Source organism: Pseudomonas sp. 22085 (assembly GCF_052045815.1).
Lineage (GTDB): Bacteria > Pseudomonadota > Gammaproteobacteria > Pseudomonadales > Pseudomonadaceae > Aquipseudomonas > Aquipseudomonas glycinae.
This window is the reverse complement of sequence record NZ_JBQEQA010000013.1, coordinates 116883-143877: the sequence shown is the minus strand read 5'-3', so window position 1 is coordinate 143877 and position 26995 is coordinate 116883. Positions and strand designations below refer to the sequence as shown.

The following is a 26995-nucleotide window of genomic DNA, read 5'->3' as shown; positions in this document are numbered from 1 at the left end:
AGGCTGCAATACCTCTTTCAGCCCGGGCAGATATGCACTGCCCCAATCGAACAAGAGTGAGGAACCCAGGATGACTCGCCCACGTGCCGCCCAAATGCGTATCTCGCCACTGCACTTGCAGCAGGCCCTGTTTGGCGCACTTGCGCTGCTGATCACTTTGATCGCCTGCCAGCAATATCTGCGCTGGGAGCAGAGCCAGCAGACTGAGCCCCTGATTTCCATGCAACACGCGACGCAGACGCACTTCAGCGCCGTCAGCAGCAGCCAGGCCGACAACGGCGCGATGCGCATGATGGACGTCGACCAGCCACAGCCACTGGGCGACATGCCCCGTGAAGAACGCTGGGTTTTCTGATCAACGAATCTGGGCGCCGCTGCGCCGAGACCGGCAACATCCCTAAATAGAAGCAAGGAGAATCACCATGTTGAGCTGGGCAATCACATTCCTGATCATTGCCATCATCGCCGCAGTACTGGGCTTCGGTGGTATCGCGGGCACCGCCACGGGTATCGCCAAGATTCTCTTTGTCGTGTTCCTGGTGATGTTCATCGCTTCCTTCTTCTTTGGCCGTCGCGGTCGAGGTTGAACATGAAGGGTTTAAAGACATTGGCTGCCGCCCTGCTTCTGGGCGGTAGTGCCTTGGCGATTGCGGCCAATGACGGCCAGACGCGGGTCAACGAACTGTTGAGTTCAGACCCGCAATACAGGGAAACCTGGGAAGGCGTGGTGAAGAAGGAAGAACGCCTGCCGGAATGGGTGATGAACCTGTCCGGCACGCCTGACCAGCAGATGAATGCCGTGACCGAAGATGGCGACAAGTATCTGGTCGGCCCGCTCTGCGAATCCGCAGACAAGTGCATGAACCATCGCTTGATCGTCGCCTTCAGCTTCGACAAGAAAGACGCTTACGCCATGCTGGTCGATGTGCCCGAAGGATTGCCGGCCGACAAGTCGCCCACGCGACATGCCACTTACCGCTTCCTCGGCAAACCCGATCAGGGCATGCAGGATCTTCTGATGGAAACGCTGAAGAAAGATCCGAACTGGTATTGAACACGAGGACAGCCGAAAGGCTGTCCTCCATTGCGTCGGCCCGAGGAAGGCCGGCGCATGACCAGGGGGCCGGGATGTTCTGACTGTTGCAGGGTCGGAGTGACCTACGGGTACAGGGAGTGCCTGCGATGAGGGCCGGGTCAGGGTAAAAGCTGCGACGCAAGTTCGCCAGCCGAAGCGGTTTGACGGACTTGCGCTGAGTTTTCAACGTGACAAAACGTTGATCCAGAGCGTTCTGCTCTTCATTTTTATCGCCCACACTGCGTGCGAAAGCATTTCGCGGTGTTTCCTGGCGACCGTATATCGAGAAAGAGTCGATCCACCAAGTCGGACATTTAGTTTCCGAACGTAGGCTTTTTCCTAAATTTTTCGTCGAAATCACTCGTTCAAAAAATAACCAACCTACGCTGTAATGGCCGGTTCACGGCACTTATGCCTGCCGAAATGTCGTATTCGAACCGGTTGGGACGCCAGTTTCATTTAAAAAAGCTCATGCCGATTCGGCATAGGGTAGGCGTTTACGGCATTAGACGGCGCAACCTTGCATCGGAATAGTTGCGCCTTTTTTCGCCTGCCGGAGAGCCGTAAACACGCGCTTCGGGGCACCTTATACGGAGGCAGATGCACAGACTTTTCCGCTGATGAGCGTTCCAGTTCCTGCATGTGCCTGAGTCAAACGCAAGTAAGGGTAAAGATAATGAAGAAGGCAAAGCTTAGCCTCGCCTGGCAGATCCTCATCGGTCTGGTATTGGGAATTGCAATCGGTGCGTTGCTCAACCACTTCAGTGCCGAAAAGGCCTGGTGGATCAGCAATGTCCTGCAACCGGCAGGCGATATCTTTATCCGTCTGATCAAAATGATCGTGATCCCGATCGTTATCTCTTCCCTGATCGTCGGCATCGCCGGCGTGGGCGACGCCAAGAAGCTCGGGCGCATCGGCCTGAAGACCATCATCTACTTCGAAATCGTCACCACCATCGCCATCGTTGTCGGCCTGCTGCTGGCCAACCTGTTCCACCCGGGTGCCGGCATCGACATGAGCACCCTGGGCACTGTGGACATCTCCAAGTACCAGGCGACCGCCGCCGAAGTGCAGCATGAACACGCGTTCATCGAGACCATCCTCAACCTGATCCCGTCGAACATCTTCGCGGCCATGGCCCGCGGCGAGATGCTGCCGATCATCTTCTTCTCCGTACTGTTCGGTCTCGGTCTGTCGAGCCTGCAGTCTGACCTGCGCGAGCCGCTGGTGAAGATGTTCCAGGGCGTCTCGGAAAGCATGTTCAAAGTCACCCACATGATCATGAACTACGCCCCGATCGGCGTATTCGCCCTGATCGCGGTGACCGTGGCCAACTTCGGTTTCGCCTCGCTGCTGCCGCTGGCCAAACTGGTGATCCTGGTTTACGTTGCCATCGCCTTCTTCGCCTTCGTGATTCTGGGCTTGATCGCCAAGATGTTCGGTTTCTCGGTGATCAAGCTGATGCGCATCTTCAAGGATGAGTTGGTGCTGGCTTACTCCACCGCTTCCTCGGAAACCGTGCTGCCACGGGTGATCGAGAAGATGGAAGCCTACGGCGCACCGAAAGCCATCTGCAGCTTCGTAGTACCGACCGGCTACTCGTTCAACCTCGACGGCTCGACCCTGTACCAGTCCATCGCGGCGATCTTCATCGCTCAGCTGTACGGCATCGACCTGTCGATCAGCCAGCAACTGCTGCTGGTCCTGACCCTGATGGTTACCTCCAAAGGTATCGCCGGCGTACCGGGCGTGTCCTTCGTGGTACTGCTGGCCACCCTGGGCAGCGTGGGTATTCCGCTGGAAGGCCTGGCGTTCATCGCCGGTGTCGACCGTGTGATGGACATGGCGCGTACCGCCCTGAACGTGATCGGCAACGCCCTCGCCGTACTGGTCATCGCCCGTTGGGAAGGCATGTACGACGACGCCAAGGGCCAGCGCTACTGGAACTCGCTGCCGCACTGGCGCAGCAAGGAAAAACTGCCGGCCGGTGAAATCTCCAAAAACTGATGCAACACCCTGTGGGAGCTGGCTTGCCAGCGATGAGGTGCGCACATTCAACAAATTCGCTGAATGAACACCGCCATCGCGGGCAAGTCGAGTCGTCGCACCGCCGCTCCCACAGTGGTTGATGCAAGCCTTACCAACAAACCCCGGAGAAATCCGGGGTTTGTCGTTTCTGGCGACCCCGCTATCATTCGCCGCATCTTCCGGGGGATTTGACTGATGCTTAATGGCCTGTGGCTTGGCTTCTTCGTCGTGGCAGCCGTTTCGGCGCTGGGGCAATGGCTGATCGGCGGCAACGCCGGGATCTTCGCGGCGATGGTGGAAAGCATTTTTGCCATGGCCAAGCTGTCGGTCGAAGTCATGGTGCTGCTGTTCGGCACGCTGACCCTGTGGCTGGGTTTCCTGCGCATTGCCGAAAAGGCCGGCATCGTTGAATGGCTGGCCAAAGTGCTCGGGCCACTGTTCCTGCGGCTGATGCCGGAAGTTCCAGCCGGACATCCCGCGCTGGGCCTGATCACCCTGAACTTCGCCGCCAACGGCCTGGGCCTGGACAATGCCGCCACGCCGATCGGCCTCAAAGCCATGAAGGCGCTGCAAGAGCTCAACCCCAGCTCGACCATCGCCAGCAACGCGCAAATCCTGTTCCTCGTACTGAATGCCTCGTCCCTGACCCTGCTGCCGGTGACGATCTTCATGTACCGCGCCCAGCAAGGCGCGCCGGACCCGACGCTGGTGTTCCTGCCGATCCTGCTGGCCACCAGTTGCTCGACCATCGTCGGCTTCCTGTCGGTGGCGTTCATGCAGCGCCTGCGCGTGTGGGACCCGGTGGTGCTGGCTTACCTGATTCCCGGCGCGCTGATCCTCGGCGGCTTCATGGCGTTGCTCGCGACAATGTCGGCCACTGCGCTGGCGGGGCTGTCGTCGATCCTCGGCAACCTGACGCTGTTCGGCCTGATCATGCTGTTCCTGATGATCGGCGCCTTGCGCAAGGTGAAGGTCTACGAGGCCTTTGTCGAAGGTGCGAAGGAAGGTTTCGACGTGGCCAAGAACCTGCTGCCGTATCTGGTGGCGATGCTCTGCGCGATCGGCGTATTGCGCGCATCGGGCGCGCTGGACTTCGGCCTCGACGGCATCCGCCATCTGGTGGAGTGGGCAGGGTGGGACACGCGCTTCGTCGATGCGCTGCCGACCGCCATGGTTAAACCGTTCTCCGGCAGCGCCGCCCGGGCGATGCTGATCGAGACGATGAAGACCTCGGGCGTGGACAGCTTCCCGGCGCTGGTGGCCGCAACGATCCAGGGCAGCACCGAAACCACGTTCTACGTATTGGCGGTGTACTTCGGCGCGGTGGGCATCCAGCGCGCCCGGCATGCCGTAGGTTGCGCGCTGCTGGCCGAACTCGCGGGCGTGCTCGGCGCTATCGGTGTCTGCTACTGGTTCTTCGGTTAAGCCTCAAGGCCGGGCAGGTGGGGCAACCTTCTGCCCTTGCTCCACCGCCCACGCCACCACCTTCGCGGTTAGACGATCACTGGCCTGCCCGAATCCGGCCACCACCGCCGGAACCTTCACATCACTGAGCGGCTGACGCTCTTCAAAGCGGCGACTGGCGAGAATCCGCTGGTCGTAACCGCGCACCAGCAACGCATCGACACGCACCACCACGCTGGCCTGTGTGCCCTGATACTCGGTCTGAAACGCCTGCAGGCTGCCGCCCAGTTCCAGGTCTGCCTGGAAATTGCTGTCGTCGGTGCTCAACAGCGATACCCGGCCATCGCGCTGAAAACCATCGAGCAAGCGGTTACGCACCAGCACCGGCGCCGGATCGCTCCAGCGCGAGGCCTTGTAGCTGCTGATCACATCGCCCTGAGGAATCACCGCGATGCTTGGTCGGTTCAGCGCTTCGCTGGCCTGCAGTTTGTTCAGGCGCAGCGACCAGTGCTGCGTAGATGCCGAACCGGCCGAGGCGGGCGCCTGTGCGGCCGGCAAACGGTAGACGTCCAGCGGTTCGGACTTGGGCAGGATCGAGCACGCGCCGATCAGCGTGAAGCCGGCGAGGAGGGCGAGGCGAGTCAGCTTCATGGCGTGAACTCCTTGTTCTTGTCACTGCCCAGCAGGTAACCGCTGGGGTTGGCCTCCAGGCGTTGGGAAATGGCGCGCAGCGAGTTCAGGGTTTCGCGCAGTTCGCGGATCGCCGGGGCCAGGCCGTTGAGGCCCTGCATGCCGCTGTCGAGGGAATTCTGATTCTTGCTGAGCAGGCCGTTGATGGTGACGCTGCTTTGCTCCAGGGATTTCATCGCCTGTTCGGCACTGCCGAGCGCCTGTTTACCCTGATCGTTGAGCAGGCCGTTGGCGTTGCGCATCAACGCGGACGTCTGTTCAAGCATGTTGCCGGCCTGTTTGCCGACCGTCGCCAGTTGCTGCATGGCCTGACGCAGGTCGCCGCGCTGATCGTTGATCGAGCCGGTGGTCTGCTCCAGATGCTCGAGGGTTTTGCTCACGCGCTCAATGTTGTCGGCAGAGAACATCTGATTGGCATTATTGAGCAACGTCGTGACCCCGCTCATCAAATCGTTGCTGTCGCTGAGCAGCCGCGAGATGGGCGAAGGCGAGGCGACGATGGTCGGCAGGTTGCCGTCATGGCCCTTGAGTTTCGGGCTTTGCGGCGTGCCCCCGCTGAGCTGGATGATCGAGGTGCCGGTGATCCCGGCCAAGGCCAGTTTGGCCTCGGTGTCTTCCTTGACCGGCGTGTCGCCAGCCAGGCGAATCCGTGCCAACACTCGACGCGGGTCCTTCGGGTCGAGGCGCAGACTGACCACGTCGCCGACCTTGATCCCGCTGTACTGCACCGGGCTGCCCCGGGACAGACCGCTGACCGCCTCGTTGAAGACGACTTCGTAATCCTTGAACTCGGTGTCGACACTGGACTTGGCCAGCCACAGACCGAAGAGCAGGGCGCCTGCCACCACAATCACCGTGAACAGGCCGATCAATACATGATGGGCTCGGGTTTCCATGTCAGACCTCGTTGAGCTGTGTGGCGGCGTCCAGCGCCGAGCGGCCGCGAGGGCCGTGGAAATATTCGTGAATCCACGCGTCGTCGGTTTCCGAGACCACGTCGATGGGGCCCGCCACCAGCACTTTCTTCTGCGCCAGTACCGCGACGCGGTCGGTGATGGTGTAGAGCGTGTCGAGGTCGTGGGTCACCAGAAACACGCTCAGGCCCAGCGCGTCGCGCAGGGTCAGGATCAATTGGTCGAACTGCGCCGCGCCAATCGGATCGAGGCCGGCGGTGGGTTCGTCGAGAAACAGGATGTCCGGATCCAGCGCCAGCGCCCGGGCCAGCGCCGCGCGCTTGATCATGCCGCCGGACAGTGAGGCCGGGTACTTGTCCGCCGCCGACAGCGGCAGCCCGGCCAGCGCCAGCTTCACTGCCGCCAGATGTTCGGCGTCGTCGCGGCTGAGCCCGGCGTGTTCGATGAGGGGCAGGGCGACGTTCTCGGTGACGGTCAGCGACGAGAACAGCGCGCCCTTCTGGAACAGCACACCGAAGCGCCGCTCGATCAGCGAACGCTCATGCTCCGGCAGGCTCGGCAGGTTCTGGCCGAACACCTTGACCATGCCTTCGCTGGGCCGGCGCAGGCCGACGATGCTGCGCAGCAGCACCGACTTGCCGCTGCCGGAACCGCCGACCACGGCCAGGATCTCGCCTTTGTACAAGTCGAGGTCGAGGTTCTCGTGCACGCTCTGGTGGCCGAAGCGATTGCACAGGCCACGAACTTCGATCACCGCCTCGGAGGGCGCGCGGGGTAGACGACTCACCAACCCATCTCCATGAAGAACAACGCGGCGACCGCATCGAGCACGATCACCACGAAAATCGATTGCACCACGCTGGAGGTGGTGTGGGCGCCGACCGATTCGGCGCTGCCGCTGACCTTGAAGCCTTCCAGACAGCCGATGGCGGCGATCAGGAACGCAAAGATCGGGGCTTTGACCAGGCCCACCAGGAAATGTTGAATCCCTATGTCGCTTTGCAGCAGCGACAGGAACATCGCCGGCGAGATATCCAGCGACACCGCGCAGACCACCGCGCCGCCGACAATCCCGCAGATCATCGCCAGAAAGGTCAGCATCGGCAGCGCCACCAGCAGCGCCAGCACCCGCGGCACCACCAGCAATTCCATGGGATCGAGACCGAGGGTGCGAATCGCGTCGATTTCCTCGTTGGCCTTCATCGAGCCGATCTGCGCGGTGAAGGCACTGGCCGTACGACCGGCCATCAGGATCGCTGTGAGCAACACACCGAACTCGCGCAGGAAGGCGAAGCCGACCAGATCCACGGTGAACACGCTGGCGCCGAAACTGGCCAGTACCGTCGCCCCGAGGAACGCCACCACGGCCCCCACCAGAAAGGTCAGCAACGCCACGATGGGCGCGGCGTCGAGGCCGGTCTGTTCGATGTGCGCAATCATCGGCGTGATCCGCCAGCGCTTGGGGCGGAACAGGCTGCGGGCGATGGTTTCGAGGATCAGGCCGACGAAGCCGAGCAATTGCAGGGTGTCCTGCCAGACCGTGTCGACGGCCCGACCGATGCGCGTCAGCAGTTGCACGCTGACGCTGATTTCCGGTTCCTTGATCGGCACGCAGAAGTCGGTCAGCGAGCGATACACGGTTTGCAGCAAGGCGCGGTCGGCGCTGGAAATCGTGCAGTCGGGGTGTTCGGCGGACTTGCCCAGCCGCTCGGAGCCGAGCAGTTCCACCAGCAGCGACGCGCCGGCGGTGTCGAGGGCGCCGAGGCCGTTGAGATCGATGGGGGTGTTGGCGTCGTACTGGCCGTGGAGCGTTTCGCTCAGTTGCTTGAGCTCGGCGTAATGGGCAAGCGTCCAGTCCCCGGTCACCCGCAGGCGGGCAGGGGTGATCGAGGTGTCCAGGCGGGCACTGCCGGTCGTTGGGCTGCTGGTCATAAGCTCCGTGCTTGTTCGGCTTTTGAGACGAACCTACGTAATAGCACGAACCCGGTTACTTTTCTTTGGTCGGTGTGCTGTCCGTGACCTCGAAGCGCAGCACGCCGATCACCTGTCCGTCCTCGGTCAACACCCGCACCTGCCACTTGCCCGCCGGGTTGCCGGGGAAATTCTGTTTGTGGGTCCAGGCCCGGTAGCCTTCCTTGCGCCCGCCGTGAATGTCGAGGGCGATGCGGTCGACCTCTTTGCCGTTGAACTGCCAGACGTGATAAATCCGCTCATCGAGCCCGCGCGGTGCGTTGATCGCGGTGTACGCATAGAGCCCGCCGCCACGAATCTGTTCGGCGCTGACTTCCTTGAGGCTGGCGCCCGGAACCCGGTCCTGCACCTGGGTGCTGATCGCCACGTCGGTCATCCACAGCGTCGCTGGCGGCACCCATGAACGCAGGACCCAGCCCACGCCGCCGATCCCGATGGTGATGCTGAGGATCGCCAGCGCGTTGCGCACGGTGCGGATCGGGAAGATTGACGCCAGGCTCGGGAACGACAACACCACCGCAATCCCCAGCGCCCATTTGAAGCTCTGCGAAGTGGTCAGGTGCATGATCACCGGCAGCGCCGTGAGCAGAGCGGCGAACAGTGTCAGGGTGTGCAGCGCGAGGAACGCCCAGCGCCGTGGCGCCAGCCACTTGTAGTAGAGCGGGTCGACGATCGAGATCAGCGCCGCGATGCACAGCAGCCCGGTGAAAAACAGCTGGCCGCTGTTCCAGGTGGTGGTGATGAAGAAGAACGGCAGGACGAAAAACAGGCTTTCCTGGTGGATCATCTGCGTCGCGTAACGCAGCAGCGGCTGGGGGATTTCCCGTTTGAAGATCCGCGTGAACAGTTTGGTCAGGCTGTTTTCCAGCATCAGCCAGATCCAGCTCAGCAGCATGATCGTGGTGATCCAGCTCGCCAGCCCCTGTTGCCGGTCGACCAGAATGAAACTGCCGACCCCGGAGATGAAACCACCGAGCGCAATGACCCCGGGGTAGCGCTTCATCAGTTCGAGAATGCGCTGGATCAGGAGGGTCAATTTAGACATGGGGGCGGTTCACGACTGGATAGGAAAAAAACCTCGACAGAGTACCGCCCGCCGGGCCCCATGGCGAGGCTGCCGGTCAGTCTGGATCCACGGGCTTGCGCCGATGCAGGCGCCAGCCCAGCAGAATCAGCACCAGCACGCCCAATCCGCCCGCCAGCAGCCACAACACCTGATCGTCGCTGAGCAGCGGTTTCTCGATCCGCAGATAGCCCGGTTGCAGCAGCAACTCGCGCATGGCCTTGTTCGCCGCCTCCAGCGTCACGCCTTGCAGCTCCCGCGCAGGATCGGCAAAGCGGCCATCCTCGTAGTCGCCCAGCGCGCTCCAGTAGTAATCGGCCAGGGCACTGGTGCCTTGCACGGCCCAGGCCTGGTGGGCGATGGCGGCTTGTTTCAAGCGATTGAAGGTGTCGGCGTCGAGGCCGTTTTTCAGCAGGTCGGCCTTGAGGTCTTCCAGCACCTGTTCGGCTTCGGCGATGTCACCGCGATCCAGGTCGGCGTTGAGGCTCATGAAGCCGACGCCACCGAACACCTCGCGTTCGGCCCACGGCCCGTAGGACAAACCGTGGTTCAGGCGCAATTGGCGGTACAGCGCCCACTCCAGGTATTCCTTGAGCAGGTCGAAGGTTTCGTCATACTGATCGTCCAGCACCGGCTCCGGCACCAGCCAGTGCAGCTTGGCGCTGTTGCCGATGAAGCCGCGAGTGATCGTGCGTTCGTGGGCGGCGCTGGCGCGGATGTCCGGCAACGGACGGTGTTCGCTCGGATCGACCGCTTCCAGCGTGCCCCACGCCCGTTCCAGATAGGCCGGCAGCAGTTTGTCGAGGTCACCGACGACGATCAGGGTCATGTTGTTCGGCGCGTACCAGGCCTTGCGCACCTTATCCAGCTGCTCGCGGGTCAGGCCATCGACTTCGGCCCGCTGCGGGCACTTCAGGCCCAGCTCGACCGCCAGTTGATTGCTCGCGGTGTGGCCCAGATCCTGCCGGTCGAGGAAGCGTTGCAGGCGGGTGTAATGGCCGCCGTCCTCACGCTCGACCACCCGCTTGGCGGCGTTGATCGCGTTGTCGTCGAAGCGGGTCTGGGTCAACAGAGCCAGCAGCAGGTCGAGGACCTTACGCTGGTTTTTCGCCGGGGCTTCGATGACGAACGTGGTGTCGGCGTTGCTGGTGAAGGCATTCCAGTCACCGCCGAGGGCCTGCATGCGCTCTTCGAGTCCACCTTCACCGGTGGCGTCGATACCGCTGAACAACAAGTGTTCGAGCAGGTGCGGCAGCTCCTTTTCATTGCAGTCGAAATCGTCCAGACCGACGCCGATCACCAGCCGGATCGCCACGTGCCCACGCTCGGTGCCGGGCTTGAGCAGCAATTGCAGACCGTTGGGCAGCGCATAGCCTTCGACCTGAAAACGATCCAGGGCGAAGGCGGGCAGGGAACCGAGCAGCAGACAGGCGAACAACAGGCAACGCATAACGAGCTTCCATACGGCTGAATTGGAGATCCGTGTCGTCAGTCCGGGCCCCATCGCTGCGATGCGGCGACCCGACAAGCCAGCTCCCACAAGGATTGGCGGCGCTCACAAAACCCTGTGGGAGCTGGCTTGCCAGCGAAGGGGGCCTCAAGACTGAACTATGAGTTACTGACTGACCACAACCCCAGACGTTCAAGGCGAATGCGTGATGTCCGCCATATCGTCCGCCGCCAGCGCGCCGGTATCGGAAGTTTCCAGCACCACATAGGCGCTGCTGCAGAACAGCGAGTTCAGGCGTTTCATGTCGGCAATCAACTCCAGGTGCAACGAACTGGTCTCGATACTCTGCACGATCTTGCGTTGCAACCGGCTGACATGAGCATGGGCCAGACGCCGCTCCTGGGCGCGAAAGCGCCGTTTCTCGCGCAGCAACTGGCGGGCGCTTTCCTTGTCGCCGCTGAGGAACACCGATAGCCCGAGCCGCAGGTTGGCGATCAATTGCTGTTGCAGGCCGGCCAGTTCTTCCAGCCCGTCTTCGGAAAAAGACCGGCGTTGCGAGGTCTTCTGTTGCTGCACTTTACGCAGCATGCGTTCGATCAGGTCGCTGGCGAGTTTGAGGTTGATCGCCAGCTCGATGATTTCCGCCCAGCGCCGACTGTCCTGCTCGCCGAGATCTTCGCGGGGCATCTGCGCCAGGTACAGCTTGATCGCGCTGTACAGCGCTTCGACATCATCGGTCAGCTTGCGCATTTCCTGGGTGACGGCGGTCTGCTTGCCGCGCAGCACGTCGAGGGTCGCGTCGAGCATGTTGTCGATCAGGTCGCCCATGCGCAGGGTTTCCCGGGCGGCGTTGGCCAGCGCCAGACTCGGCGTGACCAGCGCGGTGGGATCAAGGTGACGGGGCTTGGCGGTGCCATTGACCTCGGGGCGCTCCGGCAGCAGCCAGGCACACAGCCGCGCCATCGGGCCGACGCTCGGGAGCAGGATCAGGCAGCGCGCGGTGTTGTAGAGCAGATGGAAGCCGATGACCATTTCCTGGGGGCTGAAATCCAGGCTGTCGATCCAGTGCACCAGCGGGTCGAGCACCGGGATGATCAGCAGCAGCCCGATCAGTTTGTACAGCAGGCTGCCCAGCGCCACCTGCCGGCCGGCGGCGTTCTGCATGCTGGTGCTCATGAACGCCAGCACACCACTGCCGATGTTGGCGCCAATCACCAGACCGATCGCCACCGGCAGACTGATCACCGCAGCGCCGGCGAGCGTCGCGGTCAGCAGCACAGCCGCCAGGCTGGAATAGGAAATCATCGCGAACAGCGCACCGACCAGGGCGTCAAGCAGGATATCGCCGGTCAGCGAGGCGAAAATTACCTTCACCCCTTGGGCATGGGTGATCGGCGCGGCGGCCTCGACGATCAGTTGCAGCGCCAGAATGATCAGCCCCAGCCCGATCGACACGCGGCCCATCTGCCCGAGCCGGGTCTGTTTGCGCGACAGAAAGAAAATCACCCCGATAAAAATCAGCAGCGGCGACAGCCACGACAGGTCGAACGTCAGCACCCGCGCCATCAGCGCCGTACCGACGTCGGCGCCGAGCATGGTCGCCAGGGCCGGTGTCAACGCCATCAGGCCCTGACCGACAAAGGACGTCACGAGCATGGCGGTGGCGTTGCTGCTCTGCACCATCGCAGTGACAACGATGCCGGCGACAAAGGCCAGCCAGCGCCTGGACATGTTCTGGCCGATCACGTGGCGCAGATTGGTGCCGTACACCCGCAGGATGCCGGTTCGAACGATATGCGTGCCCCAGATCAGCAGGGCCACGGCAGACAGCAAATTGAGCAGGGTGAGCATGCAGACCCCCTGTAATGGCAGCGCCCCAGAGGGGCAAGTTGACGGTACCGCGCAATTTCTACGTTCTGATACTTAAGCTGTAGTTGGCTAACGGTCTGGGCGCCAGCATTGCACAGCTAAAGCGGGGATTGAAACAAAAGTGTCATGAAAACAGGTTCATGCGGCCATGAAAAAAGGGCCCGGAGGCCCTTCGATCTGTTGCGCAGCGTTCGGATTACTGACCCGGAATATCCTTGCGCAGTTTCACCGGATCCTGCTGTTTGCGTTTTTTCGCGATGGCGGTGCGCATCTTGATGTTGATCGCCTCGACCGCCAGCGAGAACGCCATGGCGAAGTAGACGTAGCCTTTCGGTACGTGCACGTCGAACGATTCGGCAATCAGCACGGTACCGACCACCAGCAGGAACGACAGCGCGAGCATTTTCAGCGACGGGTGCTTGTCGATGAATTCGCTGATCTTGCCCGAGGCCGCCATCATCACCAGCACCGCCACGATGATCGCCGCGACCATCACCGGTACGTGGGACACCATGCCGACGGCGGTGATCACCGAGTCCAGCGAGAACACGATGTCGATGATCGCGATCTGGATGATGGTGTAGAGGAAGTTGCCGCCCTTGCCCGAAGGCTCGTCGTCGCTTTCGTCTTCACCTTCCAGTGCGTGGTACATCTCCTGGGAGCTTTTCCACAGCAGGAACAGGCCACCGAAGAACAGGATCAGGTCGCGGCCGGAAATGCCCTGGCCGAACACTTCGAACAGGTCGGCGGTGAGGCGCATGACCCAGGTGATCGACAGCAGCAACAGGATCCGCGTGATCATGGCCAGGCCAAGACCGAAGATCCGGGTGCGCTGCTGCATGTGTTTGGGCATGCGGCTGACCAGGATCGAAATCATGATGATGTTATCGATGCCCAGAACGATTTCCAGGGCGGTCAGGGTGAAGAAGGCAACCCAGATCTCAGGGTTGGTCAGCCATTCCATGTGTATTCCTTTGAGCGAGTGTTAAACCAGGACGCCAGCAATCAGCTGGCGTCCGGGTGAGTTTGGTGCCGTTACAACGTGCTGAACAGCGGGAAAGTCCCCAACAGCAAGGCTGCGACCAGTATGCACAGGCAGACCAGCACTGCCCACTTCAGGGTGAAACGCTGATGATCGCCGAACTCGATCCCCGCCAGTGCCACCAGCAGGTATGTCGACGGCACCAGGGGGCTCAGCAGGTGAACCGGCTGGCCGACGATCGAAGCGCGGGCCATTTCCACTGCGGTAATGCCGTAATGGCTGGCCGCTTCGGACAACACCGGCAACACACCGTAGTAGAACGCGTCGTTCGACATGAAGAACGTGAACGGCATGCTCACCAGCGCCGTGATCACCGCCAGGTACGGGCCGAGGAAATCAGGGATCACCGCCAGCAGGCTTTTCGACATCGCGTCGACCATGCCGGTGCCCGACAGGATACCGGTGAAAATGCCCGCCGCGAAGATCAGACTGACCACCGACAGCACGCTGCCGGCGTGGGCCGCGACGCGATCCTTCTGCATCTGCAGGCAAGGGTAGTTGACGATCATGGCAATACTGAACGCCACCATGAACAGCACCGGCAGCGGCAGCAGGCCGGCGATCAGGGTGCACATCAGGGCCAGGGTCAGCAGGCCGTTGAACCAGATCAGTTTCGGACGACGGGCATCCGGGAATTGCGAGACGCTGATTTCGCTGTGATCGATTTCGTCGCCGATCAGGTGCAGCTCACCCAGACGCGCACGCTCACGTTTGCCGTAGAAGTAGGCAATGATCAGGATCGCCACCACACCGGCAGCCATCGCCGGGATCATCGGTACGAAAATGTCCGACGGGTCCACGTGCAGCGCACTGGCGGCACGGGCAGTCGGGCCACCCCATGGGGTCATGTTCATCACGCCGCCGGCGAGGATGATCAGACCGGCCATGATCCGCGGGCTCATGCCGATGCGACTGTAAAGCGGCAGCATGGCGGCCACGCAGATCATGTAAGTGGTCGCGCCGTCACCATCGAGGGAAACGACGAGCGCCAGTACGGCGGTGCCGACCGAAACTTTCAGCGGGTCGCCCTTGACCAGTTTGAGGATCTTGCGCACGGCCGGGTCAAACAGGCCGGAGTCGATCATCAGGGCGAAATACAGAATCGCGAACATCAGCATCACGCCGGTCGGCGCAAGCTTGGTAATACCTTCGAGCATCATCGGGCCGATCTTCGGGGCGAAACCACCGAACAGGGCGAACAGGATCGGGATGATGATCAGAGCGATCAGCGCAGACAGGCGCTTGGTCATGATCAGGAACATGAACGTGATGACCATGGCGAAGCCAAGGAAAGTCAGCATGGGAATACTCCAGGCGTAGCGTGGCTAGGTAAATGAGCGGATCGGGCGGGATCAGCGCAGAACGGGAAGCACGAGGCGTACGGGCGGAGTTGCAGCGAGGAGGCGGGTTGCAGAGGACATCAGAATCACCATTGTTGTTGTTAATTGGGCCTGTCGTGCGAGCAATCACACGCGTTGGCCAACCGGTCTGTTGCCGGCAGTGGGGGCGATCCTAATCGGGGAACCTTTCAGCTACCTTTCGCGGATGAAAGGTCTGACGGGAGGCTCGGACAGTTTCGTGCAACAAGTGAATCTCCAGTGGAACTTGATCGTAAGACCCTTCCGGAGATTTTGAAGGGCCATGTCCACCGCTGTATGGAAGGCATTCCCAATGCTAGGCTTGCGACCATTGCAAAGTTTGAGAGGAGCTCCAACCAATGCTCAACAGCGTTGATTTAGACAATTTCGGCCCATTAAAGAAAATTCGCTGGAGCAAGCTCTCAAACCTGAATCTGATCATCGGTGCAAACAGCGCTGGCAAAACCTTTTTGCTCAAGGCGCTGTATTGCACGATGCGAACACTCGAAGAGTATCAGCGGGGAAATGATCAGCGTTCGGCAGCAGAAATCCTGACTGACAAGCTTTATTGGACATATCAGGCCGACAAGATTGGCGATCTGGTAACCAAAAGTGCAGACGGCCCTTTGTCCTGCAGAGTCAAGGTGGATGCGCGTGAATTTCGTTACAGCTTCGGCAAAGATACGACGAAGAACATCACTTCTTTAGAGAACCATGTCCCACCTCGGAGCAGCAATTCAATTTTTCTTCCTCCCAAGGAAGTGCTTTCGCTGCAACACATCATTCTAAAAAGCCGCGATATTGATAAGGACTTCGGATTCGACGACACCTACTACGACTTGGCCAAAGCCCTGCGTCTCCTTCCTACGAAAGGAAGAAACCACGCGCACTTCGCAAAAGCCCGAGAAAACCTGGAAGAGATGTTCGGGGGAAAAGTCGAATTCGATAGCAGTGCAAATCGCTGGCAATTCAAGAAGGGCAACCAGAAGTTCCAGATCGGATCAACGGCAGAGGGCATCAAGAAAATTGCCATTCTCGATACCTTGCTGGGCAACCGTTTTTTGACGAAAGACTCGATGGTATTCATTGACGAACCGGAGTCAGCTCTTCACCCGGTTGCCATTACCAAACTGGTAGAAATCATCGTATCCCTGGCCGGAAGTGGCATTCAGTTTTTCATTGCCAGCCACTCGTATTTCGTCATCAAAGCTTTGTATCTGGCGGCTCAAAAACAACAAATATCCATTCCGGTCTTGTCGTCTATTGATGGTGAATGGATGGGTGATGATCTGCTCAAAGGCATGCCGACAAATCCGATTGTTGATGAATCAATTCGACTCTATGAGGAAGAAGTGGAGTTGGCATTGGGATGAGCATTTCAATCCAGGAATCCGGAATGAATTTCGGACCTTACCCTAAGGACAAGTGCTTCCCAATTGAGACCAGCCCAATTTTCACCAGATTGGGAGAAGGGTTAAAGGTCTCTGAGTTTGTTCTGTTGCGAGATGCACCAAATAATACTCAGGCAGCCTGGTTCATAGAGGCAAAATCAAGCGCACCACGAGAGCATGCGATCTACGTTGAAGAAATCCGACAGAAATTTACAAACTCGGTACAACTGACATTTGCTGCCTGCCTCAAGCGCCACGATGATGCAGAGGATCTTCTTCCTGCAGAGTTCAGGGAGCTGAATCTTGGCAGTTGCCCGGTAAAGTGTGTTCTGGTGATCCGAAATTTTCGTAAAGAATGGATTGCCCCTCTGCAGGAATCATTGAGCAGAGAAATGAGAACACTGGTAAAGACTATGGGCTTCAGCCCTACGTCGGTCGTAGTCATCAACGACGAGAAGGCGCGAGAACTCAACTTGATCACCTGACGCGACGATGGAATCTCTATGACTGACTTGCACAGCGGTGGCTGCCATTGCGGACATATCCGCTATCAGTTCAGCGGAGCGTTGCACGACATCGCCCACTGTCATTGTTCGATCTGTCGAAAGGTCAGCGGCGGCATCGTCACCACCTGGATCACGTTGCCGGCGGCGAACTTCCAGTGGCTGACAGGGAAACCTTCGCGCTATGACTCCTCGACCAGTTGCGCTCGGTTCTTCTGTCCGAACTGCGGCGCACACCTGGCGCTAGTGACGTTGCTCAGCCCCGAGAGCATCGATCTGACCGTCGCCACGCTGGATCACCCGGAGCACGCCGCCGCCGAGCGGCATATCTGGACCGACAGCCAGTTGCCATGGCTGCACCTGGATGAACATTTGCCGGGCGAACCCGAAGAAACCATCTGATTAAAAAATAGACAGATCCAGCGGCCGCATCGCACCCATCCAGATCGCGTGTTCGGTGTGATCGAGCAAGTCATCGCCGGTGTCCGGGTGCAGGAACACCACCAAACCTTTGCGATTGAGCGCCAGCCACGGCAGCACGTCGCCGATCAGCTCCGGGCCGAAGGCCAGCTGGCAGCTCCAGTCCGGGTGCGGGCCCACCGGGCGTTCGTGCACGCGGCCCATCTTCAATGGAAACAGCGCTGCTGCCTGCTCACAAAGTGCCCGCGCCTGTTTGATCGTGCTGGCGTCGTAATAAACGTGGGCGTGATAACCCTTGATCGTCTGCATCGCAAACCCTCTGAATCGGTTCGAACCCTCGCCGTTGACCGTATGTCACACGCCATACAAGGGGAAAATAAAAGGGAACTCAGCCATGAAAAATGCCGAAACCCCGGCGGTGAAAGTGGTGCTCTATGGTGCCATGAGTAGCCTGGGCAGTGCGTTGATGGCTGAACTGCTGCGTCGCCAGCACGAAGTCATCGCGATCCTCGACGATCTGACGGCGCTCGCCCCACGGCCGGGGCTGCGCACCAAAAGCGGCGATCTGCTCGATGCCGAGCGGGTCAACCAGAGCGTGGCCGGCAGCTCGGCAGTGATCTGCCTGCTCAATGCGCCGGGCTTGCCGCTGAGCAGTGATCATGTCGAGAAATCCGTGGTGTTGGGGCCGGTGGAGCAGGTGCTGGCGGTGGACGCGCTGATTGATGGACTGCAGGCGGCGAACGTCTCGCGGCTGTTTGTCATCGGCGAATTCGAAGCACTGGACGATCCGGAAAACGCCGACCCGTTGCAACGCCACGCCGCTCAAGAGGTTCGCGAAGCCCTGCAAAGCAGCCCGCTGCACTGGACGCTGGTGAATGCACCGCGCGGCGTGGCCGGGCTGACGATCGAGCATTTCAGTCAGGTCGGCCGCACCCTTGAACCGGGTCTGGCAGAACCGCTGGAGCGCCTGAACCGGGTGGCGGTGGGCATTGCCGATGAGCTGCGGCTGAATTTGCATCTGCGTCAGCACGTGGATTTTGTTGCTGCTTCCTGATCCGTTACACCGCAATAGACGGCAGCGGGAGTCCGGCAAGGGATTCGGCGCTGCTGGCCTGTTCGGCCATCAGCCAATCGACGAAGGTCTGGATCAACGCGCCCCGGCGTTTGCGTTGCGGCAGCACCACGTAATAACCGAGGCGCGACAGGGTGGTCTCAGCGATCGGCCGGCACAACAGACCCTGGGTGAGCAAGTTATCCACAAGGTGCCGCCAGCCGATGGCTACGCCCTGACCGCCAATCGCCGCCTGAATCAACAAGGTGTAATTGTCGAAGCGCAACTGGCCCGGGGCCGGCGGCGTACTGATGTTCAGCGCGCGGAACAGACCGCTCCAGTCGAACCAGTTGCTGCTGTTTTCCCCGCGCAGGTGCAGCAGCGGAAACTCCATCAATGCCTGGGCCGGCAAGGGCAGGGAGCGATCCTTGAGCAGTTGCGGGCTGCACACCGGAAACACTTCTTCGCTGAACAACCAGTGACTTTCGCCCTGTTTGAAGCGACCGTCGCCGAACAGAACGGCAACGTCGATATCCGGGCGCAGCATGTTGTGATTGCGCTCGCTGGTGACCAGGCTCACGTCCACCTGTGGATAAGCTTCATGGAAGCGGTGCAGGCGCGGCATCAGCCAATACGCGGCGAAGGCGAAATCGGTGGCGACCTGCAGCACTTCATGTTGCTGTTGCGTGCTGATCGCGCTCAATCCTGCGTCGATATTCTGCAAACCGAGGGTAACTTGCTCGAACAGGATCGATCCGACCTCGGTCAGTTCGATGCCCCGGTAGATGCGATCGAACAGCCGCGTGCCGAGTTGTTCTTCAAGCCGCTTGATCTGCTGGCTGATGGCCGGTTGCGTCGTGCCAAGCTCCACCGCCGCAGCGGTGAAACTACGATGACGGGCCGCCGCCTCGAAGGCGCGCAGCAGGTCCAGCGACAAATCACCGAGGGCTTCATACATAAGCTGTGCTTATCCTAGTCATTGTCCGGCGCGGGCTTTACTGGATATTGCGTGGAATCCATGCTCGATCGCAGCAATGTCGCATAAATATTCACTATGGAATGCCGCGATCACATGAAGCGCAAGAACATTCTTTTCATCATGGCCGATCAAATGGCCGCGCCAATGTTGCCGTTCTACGGCCCGTCGCCGATCAAACTGCCAAATCTCAGCCGCCTCGCCGAACAAGGCGTGGTGTTCGATGCCGCGTACTGCAACAGCCCGCTGTGCGCGCCTTCGCGTTTCACCCTGGTCAGCGGCCAGTTGCCGAGCAAGATCGGCGCCTACGACAACGCCGCCGACTTCCCCGCCGACATTCCCACTTACGCGCATTACCTGCGCCGCCTCGGTTACCGCACCGCGCTCTCGGGCAAGATGCACTTCTGCGGCCCCGATCAACTGCACGGTTACGAAGAGCGCCTGACCAGTGATATCTACCCGGCCGACTACGGCTGGGCGGTGAACTGGGACGAACCCGACGTGCGGCCGAGCTGGTATCACAACATGTCCTCGGTGTTGCAGGCCGGCCCGTGCGTGCGCACCAACCAGCTCGACTTCGATGAAGAGGTGGTGTTCAAGGCTCAGCAATACCTGTTCGACCACATCCGCGAGGATGGCGACCAGCCGTTCTGCCTGACCGTGTCGATGACTCACCCTCACGATCCGTACACGATTCCCAAGGCTTTTTGGGATTTGTACGACGATGCGGATATCCCGCTTCCGACGACGCCGGATCAGCATTCACTCGATCCGCATTCCCAGCGTTTGCTCAAGGTCTACGACCTTTGGGACAAGCCGCTACCTGTGGATAAGATTCGCGACGCGCGCCGTGCCTACTTCGGTGCATGCAGTTATATCGACGCCAACGTCGGCAAACTCCTGCAAACCCTCGAGGATTGTGGGCTGACGGACGACACCGTCATCGTGTTCTCCGGTGACCATGGCGACATGCTGGGAGAGAAGGGCCTCTGGTACAAAATGCACTGGTACGAAATGGCCGCTCGTGTGCCCCTGTTGATAAGTGCACCCGGTCAGTTCAAATCGGGCCGTGTCAGCGCTGCCGTCTCCACCGCCGACCTGTTGCCGACCTTCGTCGAGCTGGCGGGCGGCAGCCTGGAACCGAATCTGCCGCTGGACGGCCGCTCGCTGGTTCCGCACCTGAACGGGCAGGGCGGTCACGACGAAGTGTTCGGTGAATACATGGCCGAAGGCACCGTCAGCCCGCTGATGATGATCCGGCGTGGCGCCTACAAATTTATCTACAGCGAAACCGACCCTTGCCTACTCTTCGATGTGGATAACGATCCACGCGAGCAGGAAGAACTCAGCCAATCGCCACAACATCGCCAACTGTTCGACGATTTTCTCGCCGAAGCGCGGGCCAAGTGGGACATCCCGGCCATCCACCGCGACGTCCTCGAGAGCCAGCGCCGTCGGCGTTTCGTCGCCGAGGCGCTGACGATCGGCAAACTGAAGAGCTGGGATCACCAGCCGCTGGTGGACGCCAGTCAGCAATACATGCGCAACCACATCGACCTCGATGACCTGGAGCGCAAGGCCCGTTATCCACAACCCTGCCAAAACCAATAACGTTAAGGGGAAGTCCATGGTCAAGTTATCCACAGTCGTGACGGTCAGTCTGCTGGCACTGGGCAGCGCATCCGCGTTCGCCGAGAGCTGCGACACGGTGAAAATGGCCGATCCCGGCTGGAGCGACATCGCCGCGACCAACGCCATCACCGGGTTTCTGCTGGATGGCATGGGCTACAAGGCCAAGGTCGACACCCTCGCGGTGCCGATCACTTTCGGCGGCTTGAAGGATGGCCAGGTCGACGTATTCCTCGGCAACTGGATGCCGGCGCAGCAGGGTTTCTACGACAAGTTCGTTGCCACGGGTGACGTCACCCAATTGGCGAAGAATCTCGACGGCACCGAATTCACCCTGGCCGTGCCGGATTACGTGTGGGACGCGGATGTGCATAACTTTGCCGACCTGAATAAGTACGCCGATAAATTCGAGAAGAAGATCTACGGCATCGGCTCCGGCGCGCCGGCGAACATCTCGCTGCAAGAGATCATCAAGAAGAACGACTTCGACCTGGGCCAGTGGAAGCTGATCGAGTCCAGCGAACAGGCGATGCTCGCCGAAGTGTCGCGGGCGGTGAAGAAACAGAAATTCGTCACCTTCCTCGGCTGGACCCCGCACCCGATGAACGTGCAGCTGAAAATGCATTACCTCAAGGGTGGCGAGAAGTACTTTGGCGACACGGGTAGCGTCTACACCCTGACCCGCAAGGGCTACGCCGAGGCCTGTCCGAATGTGGGTAAATTGCTGACCAATCTTGCGTTCACTCAGGAGATGGAGAACAGCATCATGGCCGAGGTGGTGAACAAGAAGGTCAGCAATGCGGAGGCGGCGAAGGCTTGGATCAAGGCGAATCCGGCGGTGTTGGACAAGTGGCTTGATGGTGTGAAGACCGTGGACGGCAAAGATGCGTTGCCGGCAGTTAAAGCCAAACTGTAACTGCGCGGGCCGATCGTTCCCACGCTCTGCGTGGGAATGTCGCAATGGACGCTCCGCGTCCCGGGCTGCGTACAATGCGCAAAATTTCACCCGCGAGGATCCATGGCCCTCCCCAGCCGTCGCTCACTTTTCCCCTTCCTGACCTGGCTGCCCCGGCAGACCCGCGCCAGCGTCGGGCGGGACCTGGTCGTCGGGCTCAGCGGGGCGATTCTCGCGTTGCCCCAGTCGATTGCCTACGCCCTGATCGCCGGTCTCCCACCGGAATACGGGCTCTACGCCGCCATCGTTCCGGTGTTGATCGCCTGCCTGTGGGGTTCGTCGTGGCATCTGATCTGCGGGCCGACGGCAGCGATTTCGATTGTGCTGTTCGCCAGTGTCAGTCCGTTGGCCGTGCCTGCGTCACAGGACTACATCACCCTGATCCTGCTGCTGACCTTCCTTGCCGGGATTTTCCAGTGGCTGCTCGGCCTGTTGCGCTTCGGCGCGCTGGTGAATTTCGTCTCACATTCCGTAGTGCTGGGTTTCACCCTCGGCGCGGCGGTGGTGATTGCCATCGGTCAATTGCCGAACCTGCTGGGGCTGGATCTGCCGGCCAAGGCCACGGCGCTGGCCAGTCTGATGGATCTGCTGCGCCATCTCGGGGCGGTGGATAAACCGTCGCTGGTTCTTGGTGTGGCGACGGTGGTGGTCGGTGCGTTGCTCAAACAATGGCTGCCGCGCTGGCCGACGCTGTTGATGACCTTGGTGCTCGGCAGTCTGGTGGTGTGGCTGTGGCCGGCGATGTTTGGCCATGTTCAATTGGTCAGCGCATTTGTCGGACGCTTGCCGCCGTTCAGTGGATTGCCGCTGGATATGGACCTGATCCTGCGCCTGCTGCCCAGCGCCGTGGCGGTGGGCATGCTCGGGCTGGTCACCAGCCTGTCGATTGCCCGTTCGATATCCGCACGTTCGCAACAGTTGCTCGACGCCAATCAGGAAGTCCGCGCGCAAGGTCTTTCGAACATTGTCGGGGCGTTCTTTTCGGGATCGCTGTCCGCCGGCTCGTTCACCCGTTCCGGGCTGAGTTATGAGGCCGGGGCCTGCTCGCCGCTGGCCGGGGTGTTCTCGGCGTTGTGGGTGGCGTTGTTTGCGATTTTCGGTGCCGGGCTGATCGCGCACATTCCGATTCCGGCCATGGCCGGCAGCATTCTGCTGATCGCCTGGGGACTGGTGGATCATCGCGGCATTCGCGCGTTGCTGCGGGTCAGCCGGGCGGAATTCGTGGTGATGAGCCTGACCTGCGTTGCCACGTTGCTGCTGGAGTTGCAGACGGCAATCTACGCCGGCGTGCTGGCCTCGCTGTTTTTCTACCTCAAGCGCACCTCGCAGCCGAGAGTGCAGCACTGGCGCGATGGCGAAGACGATGTGTTGAGGGTCGGCGGCTCGATCTTTTTCGGCGCCAGCCACTATCTGCAAGTGCGCTTGCAACGGATGCAGGGCGCGCGGGTGGTGATCGAGGCGCAGCAGATCAACTTCATCGACTATTCAGGCGTGGAAATGCTCCATCAGGAAGCCCGGCGCCTGTTGCGCCAGGATCGCAGCTTGACCTTGCGTCAGGCGCGACCGCAGGTGGTGGAGGAATTGCGCAAGCTCGAAGGGCCGGAGAAGTGCCCGATCCGATTTGAGGATTGATCTGATATTCAGTGTCGACTTCCATCGCTGGCAAGCCAGCTCCCACCAGGATCAGCTGAGTCCCTGTGGGAGCTGGCTTGCCAGCGATGCTTTTAAAGTGCCAGTTGGCGGCGTAGCTCAGCCAGCACTGGCGCCGTGTCGGGACGCACGCCACGCCACAGGAAAAACGCCTCGGCAGCCTGCTCCGCCAGCATCCCCAAGCCATCCATCACCACGCCTGCGCCGTGCTCGCTGGCCCAACGGCAGAACGCGGTCGGTTCCTTGCCATACATCATGTCGTAGCACAGGGTCTTGCCCGGCTCGATCAGGCTTGGGGCAATCGGCGGCACGTCGCCGGTGAGGCTGGCAGACGTGGCGTTGATGATCACGTCCACCGGCTCGCGCAACCAGTCGTAACCACTGGCCGACACCGGTCCCAGATCGCAGAACAGTTCGGCCAGCAGCTCAGCCTTGTCCACCGTGCGGTTGGCGATGATCACCGAGGCCGGTTTCTCCGCCAGCAACGGCTCCAGTGCACCGCGCACCGCGCCACCGGCACCGAGCAGCAGAATGCGTTTGCCGGCGAGGCTGAACCCGGCGTTGACCGTCAGGTCCCGCACCAGCCCGGCGCCGTCGGTGTTATCGCCGAGCAGGCTGCCGTCAGCCAGTTTGTTCAGAGTGTTCACCGCACCCGCGCGTTCGGCGCGGGCGGTCAGGCTGTTGGCCAGGCGATAAGCATCTTCCTTGAACGGCACGGTCACGTTGGCACCGCGACCTTCCTGGAAAAACGCCGTGGCGCAGCCGGAAAAATCGTCGAGCGGCGCCAGCAGGGTGCTGTAGTCGAGGCTTTGCCCGGTCTGTTCGGCGAACAGTTTGTGAATCATCGGCGACTTGCTGTGGCCGATCGGGTTACCGAAAACGACGTAACGATCCATCAGAAGTCCTCAGGCCTGGGCCAGCCAGTCGCGGTCTTGCAGGAAGTACTCGGTCAGGCGCGCTTCTTCGCTGCCCGGCTCGGCTTTCCAGTCGTAGGCCCAGCGCACTTGCGGTGGCAGCGACATCAGGATCGATTCGGTACGCCCGCCCGATTGCAGGCCGAACAGGGTGCCACGGTCGTAAACCAGGTTGAACTCGACGTAGCGGCCACGGCGGAATTCCTGGAACTCGCGCTGTTTGGCGGTGAAGGCGTCGTTCTTGCGGCGCTGCACGATTGGCAGGTAAGCGTCGATGTACGCATCGCCGATGGCGCGCATGAAGGCGAAACTGGTGTCGAAATCCCACTCGTTCAGGTCATCGAAAAACAGGCCGCCGATGCCGCGCGGTTCGTGGCGATGCTTGATGTGGAAGTAGGTGTCGCACCAGGCCTTGTAGCGCGGGTAGACGTCCGGGCCGAACGGCGCGCAAGCCTGCTCTGCGACGCGGTGCCAATGGATGCAGTCTTCTTCGTTGCCGTAATACGGGGTCAGGTCAAAGCCACCGCCGAACCACCAGACCGGCTCTTCACCTTCCTTCTCGGCGATGAAAAAACGCACGTTGGCGTGGGACGTCGGTACATGCGGATTGTGCGGGTGAATAACCAGCGACACGCCGAGGGCTTCGAAACCACGCCCGGCCAGCTCCGGCCGATGGGCGCTGGCAGACGGTGGCAAACCGCTGCCGAAGACGTGGGAAAAGTTGACGCCGCCCTTTTCGATCACTGTGCCGTTCTCGATCACCCGGGTCCGACCGCCACCGCCGGCCGGACGGGTCCAGGCGTCTTCGACGAAGCGCGTGCCGCCGTCTTCAGTTTCCAGCGCGGCGCAGATGCGGTCTTGCAGGTCGAGCAGATAGGCCTTTACGGCGTCGGTGCGGGTCGTCATGGCTTCACCTTGGATCGGGCGGAACTGCGCGGCGCCCCGCGCAAATGGGCGCGTAGCATACCATCGCAAACCGGCACGCCGCAGTTGACGAAGATCAAGCATGAGCGTTCGATAGGGACCTTCCCGAATGACCCAAGGAGTAGGCAGATGGCCAAGCGAATCCAGTTCCGCGCCCACGGCGGCCCCGAAGTGCTCGAGTACGTTGACTATCAACCGGCCGAACCCGGTCCGCAGCAGGTTCGCGTGAGCAACAAGGCCATCGGCCTGAACTTCATCGATACCTACTACCGCAGCGGCCTGTACGCGCCACCGGCCTTGCCGTCGGGCGTGGGTGCGGAAGGCGCCGGTATCGTCGAGGCCGTGGGCAGCGAGGTCACCCGGTTCAAGGTCGGTGATCGTGTGGCGTACGGCAGCGGCCCGTTGGGCGCGTACAGCGACGTCCACGTTCTGCCGGAAGCGAATCTTGTGCACCTGCCGGACGTCATCAGCTTCGAAACCGCCGCCGGCGTGATGCTCAAGGGCCTGACCGTGCAGTACCTGCTGCGCCAGACCTATGAACTCAAGGGTGGCGAAACCATTCTGTTCCACGCAGCGGCCGGCGGCGTCGGTTTGCTCGCCTGCCAATGGGCCAAGGCCCTGGGCGTGAAGCTGATCGGCACCGTCAGCTCGAAAGCCAAAGCCGATCTGGCCAAGGCCCACGGCGCCTGGGAAACCATCGACTACAGCCACGAAAACGTCGCCCAACGGGTACTGGAGTTGACCGACGGAAAAAAAGTCCCGGTGGTCTACGACGGCGTCGGCAAGGACACCTGGCCAGCGTCGCTGGACAGCGTGGCGCCCCGTGGCCTGTTGGTGAGCTTCGGCAACGCCTCGGGTGCGGTGGACGGGGTGAACCTCGGTATTCTCGCGGCAAAAGGTTCGCTGTACGTCACCCGGCCGACGCTGGCGACCTACGCCAACAACGCCGAGAACCTGCAACGCATGGCGGATGAGCTGTTCGGGATGATCACCAGCGGCAAGCTGAAAGTGGACATCAGCCAGCGTTATCCACTGGCTGACGCGGCGAAAGCGCAAACCGAGCTGTCGGCGCGGCGCACGACAGGTTCGACTGTTTTACTGCCTTAAGGCGTCATCGCCGGCAAGCCGGCGATTGAAAGCACCCGACCTCAGGCCGGGCGCACGATATTGCCGGTGGCCAGATCCCGAATCAGACTCGGGTTCTTGCGACCGCCAAGCGCTCCGCCGAGCACCAGATCGACCTGACCACGGAAATACTGCTCGACCCGCAAGCGCGTGCGCGCTGCCGGCCGCCCTTGCGGATTGGCCGACGTCGAAATCAACGGTCCCACCAGCGAGCACAGATCCCGCACCTGCGGATGATCGCTGACCCGCAGCGCCACGGTGTCATGCACCCCGGTCACCCACTCCGGCAGCAGGTTCTGGTGCGGCACCAGCCAGGTGTTCGGGCCGGGCCAGGTGCTGGCCATGCGGTCGATCCAGTCCTGGGGGAAATCCTCGAACAGAAAATCGAACTGACGAATGTTGTCGGCGACCAGGATCAACCCCTTGTCCACCGAACGGTTCTTGATCGCCAACAGACGATCCACCGCTTCTTCATTCCAAGGATCGCACCCCAGCCCCCAGACGGCTTCGGTTGGATAGGCAATCACCGCCCCGGCGCGAATCTCTCGTGCGGCTTGTTGCACACGCCAACTGTTGACCATGAAAAACTCTC

General features: G+C 60.9%; 27 protein-coding genes. 13 read left to right on the top strand and 14 right to left on the bottom strand.

The features are described 5' to 3' along the window. Positions 1–70 precede the first annotated feature (70 nt). The 5 genes from ACTJK7_RS17655 (at position 71) to ACTJK7_RS17635 (ending at position 4529) form a co-directional block, all read left to right on the top strand. Positions 71–355 carry a hypothetical protein gene (locus ACTJK7_RS17655; protein ID WP_323150471.1) on the top strand — a complete coding sequence of 95 codons (285 nt, stop codon included), beginning with the start codon at positions 71–73 and terminating at the stop codon, positions 353–355. 67 nt (positions 356–422) lie between these two features. Beyond that, on the top strand, positions 423–587 hold the full coding sequence (locus tag ACTJK7_RS17650; RefSeq protein WP_003177151.1) for a DUF1328 domain-containing protein: 165 nt from the start codon (positions 423–425) through the stop codon (positions 585–587). A gap of 2 nt (positions 588–589) precedes the next feature. Next, positions 590–1054, top strand: a complete 465-nt coding sequence (locus ACTJK7_RS17645; RefSeq protein ID WP_064379586.1) for an inhibitor of vertebrate lysozyme family protein — start codon at positions 590–592, stop codon at positions 1052–1054. Between the two features lie 697 nt (positions 1055–1751). After that, on the top strand, positions 1752–3083 hold the full coding sequence (gltP, locus tag ACTJK7_RS17640; RefSeq protein ID WP_064379587.1) for a glutamate/aspartate:proton symporter GltP: 1332 nt from the start codon (positions 1752–1754) through the stop codon (positions 3081–3083). A gap of 216 nt (positions 3084–3299) precedes the next feature. Then, on the top strand, positions 3300–4529 hold the full coding sequence (locus ACTJK7_RS17635) for a nucleoside recognition domain-containing protein (RefSeq protein ID WP_064379589.1): 1230 nt from the start codon (positions 3300–3302) through the stop codon (positions 4527–4529). Between the two features lie 3 nt (positions 4530–4532). Here ACTJK7_RS17635 and ACTJK7_RS17630 read toward each other — a convergent pair whose 3' ends face one another. The 9 genes from ACTJK7_RS17630 to ACTJK7_RS17590 form a co-directional block, all read right to left on the bottom strand. Then, entirely contained in the window at positions 4533–5159 is a 627-nt protein-coding gene (locus ACTJK7_RS17630; protein WP_064379590.1) for an ABC-type transport auxiliary lipoprotein family protein, read from the bottom strand. Further along, positions 5156–6094, bottom strand: a complete 939-nt coding sequence (locus ACTJK7_RS17625) for an MlaD family protein (RefSeq protein WP_108558913.1) — start codon at positions 6092–6094, stop codon at positions 5156–5158. The genes ACTJK7_RS17630 and ACTJK7_RS17625 overlap by 4 nt, the downstream gene beginning before the upstream one ends. Before the next feature lies 1 nt (position 6095). Beyond that, on the bottom strand, positions 6096–6899 hold the full coding sequence (locus tag ACTJK7_RS17620) for an ABC transporter ATP-binding protein (protein ID WP_108558911.1): 804 nt from the start codon (positions 6897–6899) through the stop codon (positions 6096–6098). Next, entirely contained in the window at positions 6896–8044 is a 1149-nt protein-coding gene (locus tag ACTJK7_RS17615) for an ABC transporter permease (protein WP_064379597.1), read from the bottom strand. Before ACTJK7_RS17615 ends, ACTJK7_RS17620 begins: the two co-directional genes overlap by 4 nt. 55 nt (positions 8045–8099) lie before the next feature. Continuing rightward, complete coding sequence (locus tag ACTJK7_RS17610; RefSeq protein ID WP_085690406.1) at positions 8100–9128, bottom strand: DUF5924 family protein; 1029 nt, start codon at positions 9126–9128, stop codon at positions 8100–8102. Positions 9129–9204: 76 nt separating this feature from the next. Further along, positions 9205–10596 carry a M16 family metallopeptidase gene (locus ACTJK7_RS17605; protein WP_064379600.1) on the bottom strand — a complete coding sequence of 464 codons (1392 nt, stop codon included), beginning with the start codon at positions 10594–10596 and terminating at the stop codon, positions 9205–9207. A gap of 192 nt (positions 10597–10788) precedes the next feature. Continuing rightward, on the bottom strand, positions 10789–12447 hold the full coding sequence (locus tag ACTJK7_RS17600) for a Na/Pi cotransporter family protein (protein WP_108558906.1): 1659 nt from the start codon (positions 12445–12447) through the stop codon (positions 10789–10791). Positions 12448–12661: 214 nt separating this feature from the next. Further along, complete coding sequence (locus ACTJK7_RS17595) at positions 12662–13429, bottom strand: TerC family protein (RefSeq protein WP_011331759.1); 768 nt, start codon at positions 13427–13429, stop codon at positions 12662–12664. 71 nt (positions 13430–13500) lie between these two features. Continuing rightward, positions 13501–14808 carry a CitMHS family transporter gene (locus ACTJK7_RS17590; RefSeq protein WP_007954069.1) on the bottom strand — a complete coding sequence of 436 codons (1308 nt, stop codon included), beginning with the start codon at positions 14806–14808 and terminating at the stop codon, positions 13501–13503. 416 nt (positions 14809–15224) lie between these two features. On the opposite strand from ACTJK7_RS17590, the gene ACTJK7_RS17585 reads away from it, so the two are divergent. From ACTJK7_RS17585 to ACTJK7_RS17575, 3 genes are read left to right on the top strand one after another with little or no spacing between them, the layout of a single operon-like run. Continuing rightward, positions 15225–16238, top strand: a complete 1014-nt coding sequence (locus tag ACTJK7_RS17585; RefSeq protein WP_108558904.1) for an AAA family ATPase — start codon at positions 15225–15227, stop codon at positions 16236–16238. Beyond that, positions 16235–16741 carry a hypothetical protein gene (locus ACTJK7_RS17580; RefSeq protein ID WP_159085192.1) on the top strand — a complete coding sequence of 169 codons (507 nt, stop codon included), beginning with the start codon at positions 16235–16237 and terminating at the stop codon, positions 16739–16741. Before ACTJK7_RS17585 ends, ACTJK7_RS17580 begins: the two co-directional genes overlap by 4 nt. Before the next feature lie 18 nt (positions 16742–16759). After that, positions 16760–17161, top strand: coding sequence for a GFA family protein (locus ACTJK7_RS17575; RefSeq protein ID WP_108558900.1), 402 nt, complete (start codon positions 16760–16762; stop codon positions 17159–17161). Here ACTJK7_RS17575 and ACTJK7_RS17570 read toward each other — a convergent pair whose 3' ends face one another. After that, positions 17162–17488 (bottom strand): DOPA 4,5-dioxygenase family protein, encoded by a 327-nt coding sequence (locus tag ACTJK7_RS17570; RefSeq protein ID WP_108558898.1) that lies wholly within the window; start codon positions 17486–17488, stop codon positions 17162–17164. Positions 17489–17573: 85 nt separating this feature from the next. Between ACTJK7_RS17570 and ACTJK7_RS17565 the strand changes: the two genes are divergently transcribed. Next, positions 17574–18233 carry an NAD(P)-dependent oxidoreductase gene (locus ACTJK7_RS17565; RefSeq protein ID WP_108558896.1) on the top strand — a complete coding sequence of 220 codons (660 nt, stop codon included), beginning with the start codon at positions 17574–17576 and terminating at the stop codon, positions 18231–18233. 4 nt (positions 18234–18237) lie between these two features. Here ACTJK7_RS17565 and ACTJK7_RS17560 read toward each other — a convergent pair whose 3' ends face one another. Then, entirely contained in the window at positions 18238–19188 is a 951-nt protein-coding gene (locus tag ACTJK7_RS17560; RefSeq protein ID WP_108558894.1) for a choline sulfate utilization transcriptional regulator, read from the bottom strand. 114 nt (positions 19189–19302) lie between these two features. On the opposite strand from ACTJK7_RS17560, the gene betC reads away from it, so the two are divergent. The 3 genes from betC (at position 19303) to ACTJK7_RS17545 (ending at position 23422) form a co-directional block, all read left to right on the top strand. After that, positions 19303–20817, top strand: coding sequence for a choline-sulfatase (betC, locus tag ACTJK7_RS17555; RefSeq protein WP_108558892.1), 1515 nt, complete (start codon positions 19303–19305; stop codon positions 20815–20817). Between the two features lie 16 nt (positions 20818–20833). Then, positions 20834–21751 (top strand): choline ABC transporter substrate-binding protein, encoded by a 918-nt coding sequence (choX, locus tag ACTJK7_RS17550; protein WP_108558890.1) that lies wholly within the window; start codon positions 20834–20836, stop codon positions 21749–21751. Between the two features lie 102 nt (positions 21752–21853). Next, a complete protein-coding gene (locus ACTJK7_RS17545; protein WP_108558888.1) occupies positions 21854–23422 on the top strand; it encodes a SulP family inorganic anion transporter in 1569 nt (522 codons plus the stop codon). Between the two features lie 92 nt (positions 23423–23514). Here the strand turns inward: ACTJK7_RS17545 and aroE are convergent, their stop codons facing one another. Together aroE and hemF are read right to left on the bottom strand one after the other, a co-directional pair. After that, positions 23515–24336, bottom strand: a complete 822-nt coding sequence (aroE, locus tag ACTJK7_RS17540; protein ID WP_108558886.1) for a shikimate dehydrogenase — start codon at positions 24334–24336, stop codon at positions 23515–23517. A gap of 9 nt (positions 24337–24345) precedes the next feature. Further along, positions 24346–25260 carry an oxygen-dependent coproporphyrinogen oxidase gene (gene hemF / locus ACTJK7_RS17535; RefSeq protein WP_007954079.1) on the bottom strand — a complete coding sequence of 305 codons (915 nt, stop codon included), beginning with the start codon at positions 25258–25260 and terminating at the stop codon, positions 24346–24348. Between the two features lie 147 nt (positions 25261–25407). Between hemF and ACTJK7_RS17530 the strand changes: the two genes are divergently transcribed. Further along, positions 25408–26385 carry an NADPH:quinone reductase gene (locus ACTJK7_RS17530; RefSeq protein ID WP_064379618.1) on the top strand — a complete coding sequence of 326 codons (978 nt, stop codon included), beginning with the start codon at positions 25408–25410 and terminating at the stop codon, positions 26383–26385. Between the two features lie 41 nt (positions 26386–26426). Here the strand turns inward: ACTJK7_RS17530 and ACTJK7_RS17525 are convergent, their stop codons facing one another. Continuing rightward, positions 26427–26984 (bottom strand): L-threonylcarbamoyladenylate synthase, encoded by a 558-nt coding sequence (locus tag ACTJK7_RS17525; RefSeq protein WP_011331748.1) that lies wholly within the window; start codon positions 26982–26984, stop codon positions 26427–26429. Between the last annotated feature and the right edge of the window lie 11 nt (positions 26985–26995).

Bases quoted from the DNA above. Each gene is read 5' to 3' on its own strand.
- ACTJK7_RS17655 (WP_323150471.1), top strand. From the start codon at position 71: ATGACTCGCCCACGTGCCGCCCAAATGCGTATCTCGCCACTGCACTTG.
- ACTJK7_RS17650 (WP_003177151.1), top strand. From the start codon at position 423: ATGTTGAGCTGGGCAATCACATTCCTGATCATTGCCATCATCGCCGCA.
- ACTJK7_RS17645 (WP_064379586.1), top strand. From the start codon at position 590: ATGAAGGGTTTAAAGACATTGGCTGCCGCCCTGCTTCTGGGCGGTAGT.
- gltP (WP_064379587.1), top strand. From the start codon at position 1,752: ATGAAGAAGGCAAAGCTTAGCCTCGCCTGGCAGATCCTCATCGGTCTG.
- ACTJK7_RS17635 (WP_064379589.1), top strand. From the start codon at position 3,300: ATGCTTAATGGCCTGTGGCTTGGCTTCTTCGTCGTGGCAGCCGTTTCG.
- ACTJK7_RS17630 (WP_064379590.1), bottom strand. From the start codon at position 5,159: ATGAAGCTGACTCGCCTCGCCCTCCTCGCCGGCTTCACGCTGATCGGC.
- ACTJK7_RS17625 (WP_108558913.1), bottom strand. From the start codon at position 6,094: ATGGAAACCCGAGCCCATCATGTATTGATCGGCCTGTTCACGGTGATT.
- ACTJK7_RS17615 (WP_064379597.1), bottom strand. From the start codon at position 8,044: ATGACCAGCAGCCCAACGACCGGCAGTGCCCGCCTGGACACCTCGATC.
- ACTJK7_RS17610 (WP_085690406.1), bottom strand. From the start codon at position 9,128: ATGTCTAAATTGACCCTCCTGATCCAGCGCATTCTCGAACTGATGAAG.
- ACTJK7_RS17605 (WP_064379600.1), bottom strand. From the start codon at position 10,596: ATGCGTTGCCTGTTGTTCGCCTGTCTGCTGCTCGGTTCCCTGCCCGCC.
- ACTJK7_RS17600 (WP_108558906.1), bottom strand. From the start codon at position 12,447: ATGCTCACCCTGCTCAATTTGCTGTCTGCCGTGGCCCTGCTGATCTGG.
- ACTJK7_RS17595 (WP_011331759.1), bottom strand. From the start codon at position 13,429: ATGGAATGGCTGACCAACCCTGAGATCTGGGTTGCCTTCTTCACCCTG.
- ACTJK7_RS17590 (WP_007954069.1), bottom strand. From the start codon at position 14,808: ATGCTGACTTTCCTTGGCTTCGCCATGGTCATCACGTTCATGTTCCTG.
- ACTJK7_RS17585 (WP_108558904.1), top strand. From the start codon at position 15,225: ATGCTCAACAGCGTTGATTTAGACAATTTCGGCCCATTAAAGAAAATT.
- ACTJK7_RS17580 (WP_159085192.1), top strand. From the start codon at position 16,235: ATGAGCATTTCAATCCAGGAATCCGGAATGAATTTCGGACCTTACCCT.
- ACTJK7_RS17575 (WP_108558900.1), top strand. From the start codon at position 16,760: ATGACTGACTTGCACAGCGGTGGCTGCCATTGCGGACATATCCGCTAT.
- ACTJK7_RS17570 (WP_108558898.1), bottom strand. From the start codon at position 17,488: ATGCAGACGATCAAGGGTTATCACGCCCACGTTTATTACGACGCCAGC.
- ACTJK7_RS17565 (WP_108558896.1), top strand. From the start codon at position 17,574: ATGAAAAATGCCGAAACCCCGGCGGTGAAAGTGGTGCTCTATGGTGCC.
- ACTJK7_RS17560 (WP_108558894.1), bottom strand. From the start codon at position 19,188: ATGTATGAAGCCCTCGGTGATTTGTCGCTGGACCTGCTGCGCGCCTTC.
- betC (WP_108558892.1), top strand. From the start codon at position 19,303: ATGAAGCGCAAGAACATTCTTTTCATCATGGCCGATCAAATGGCCGCG.
- choX (WP_108558890.1), top strand. From the start codon at position 20,834: ATGGTCAAGTTATCCACAGTCGTGACGGTCAGTCTGCTGGCACTGGGC.
- ACTJK7_RS17545 (WP_108558888.1), top strand. From the start codon at position 21,854: ATGGCCCTCCCCAGCCGTCGCTCACTTTTCCCCTTCCTGACCTGGCTG.
- aroE (WP_108558886.1), bottom strand. From the start codon at position 24,336: ATGGATCGTTACGTCGTTTTCGGTAACCCGATCGGCCACAGCAAGTCG.
- hemF (WP_007954079.1), bottom strand. From the start codon at position 25,260: ATGACGACCCGCACCGACGCCGTAAAGGCCTATCTGCTCGACCTGCAA.
- ACTJK7_RS17530 (WP_064379618.1), top strand. From the start codon at position 25,408: ATGGCCAAGCGAATCCAGTTCCGCGCCCACGGCGGCCCCGAAGTGCTC.
- ACTJK7_RS17525 (WP_011331748.1), bottom strand. From the start codon at position 26,984: ATGGTCAACAGTTGGCGTGTGCAACAAGCCGCACGAGAGATTCGCGCC.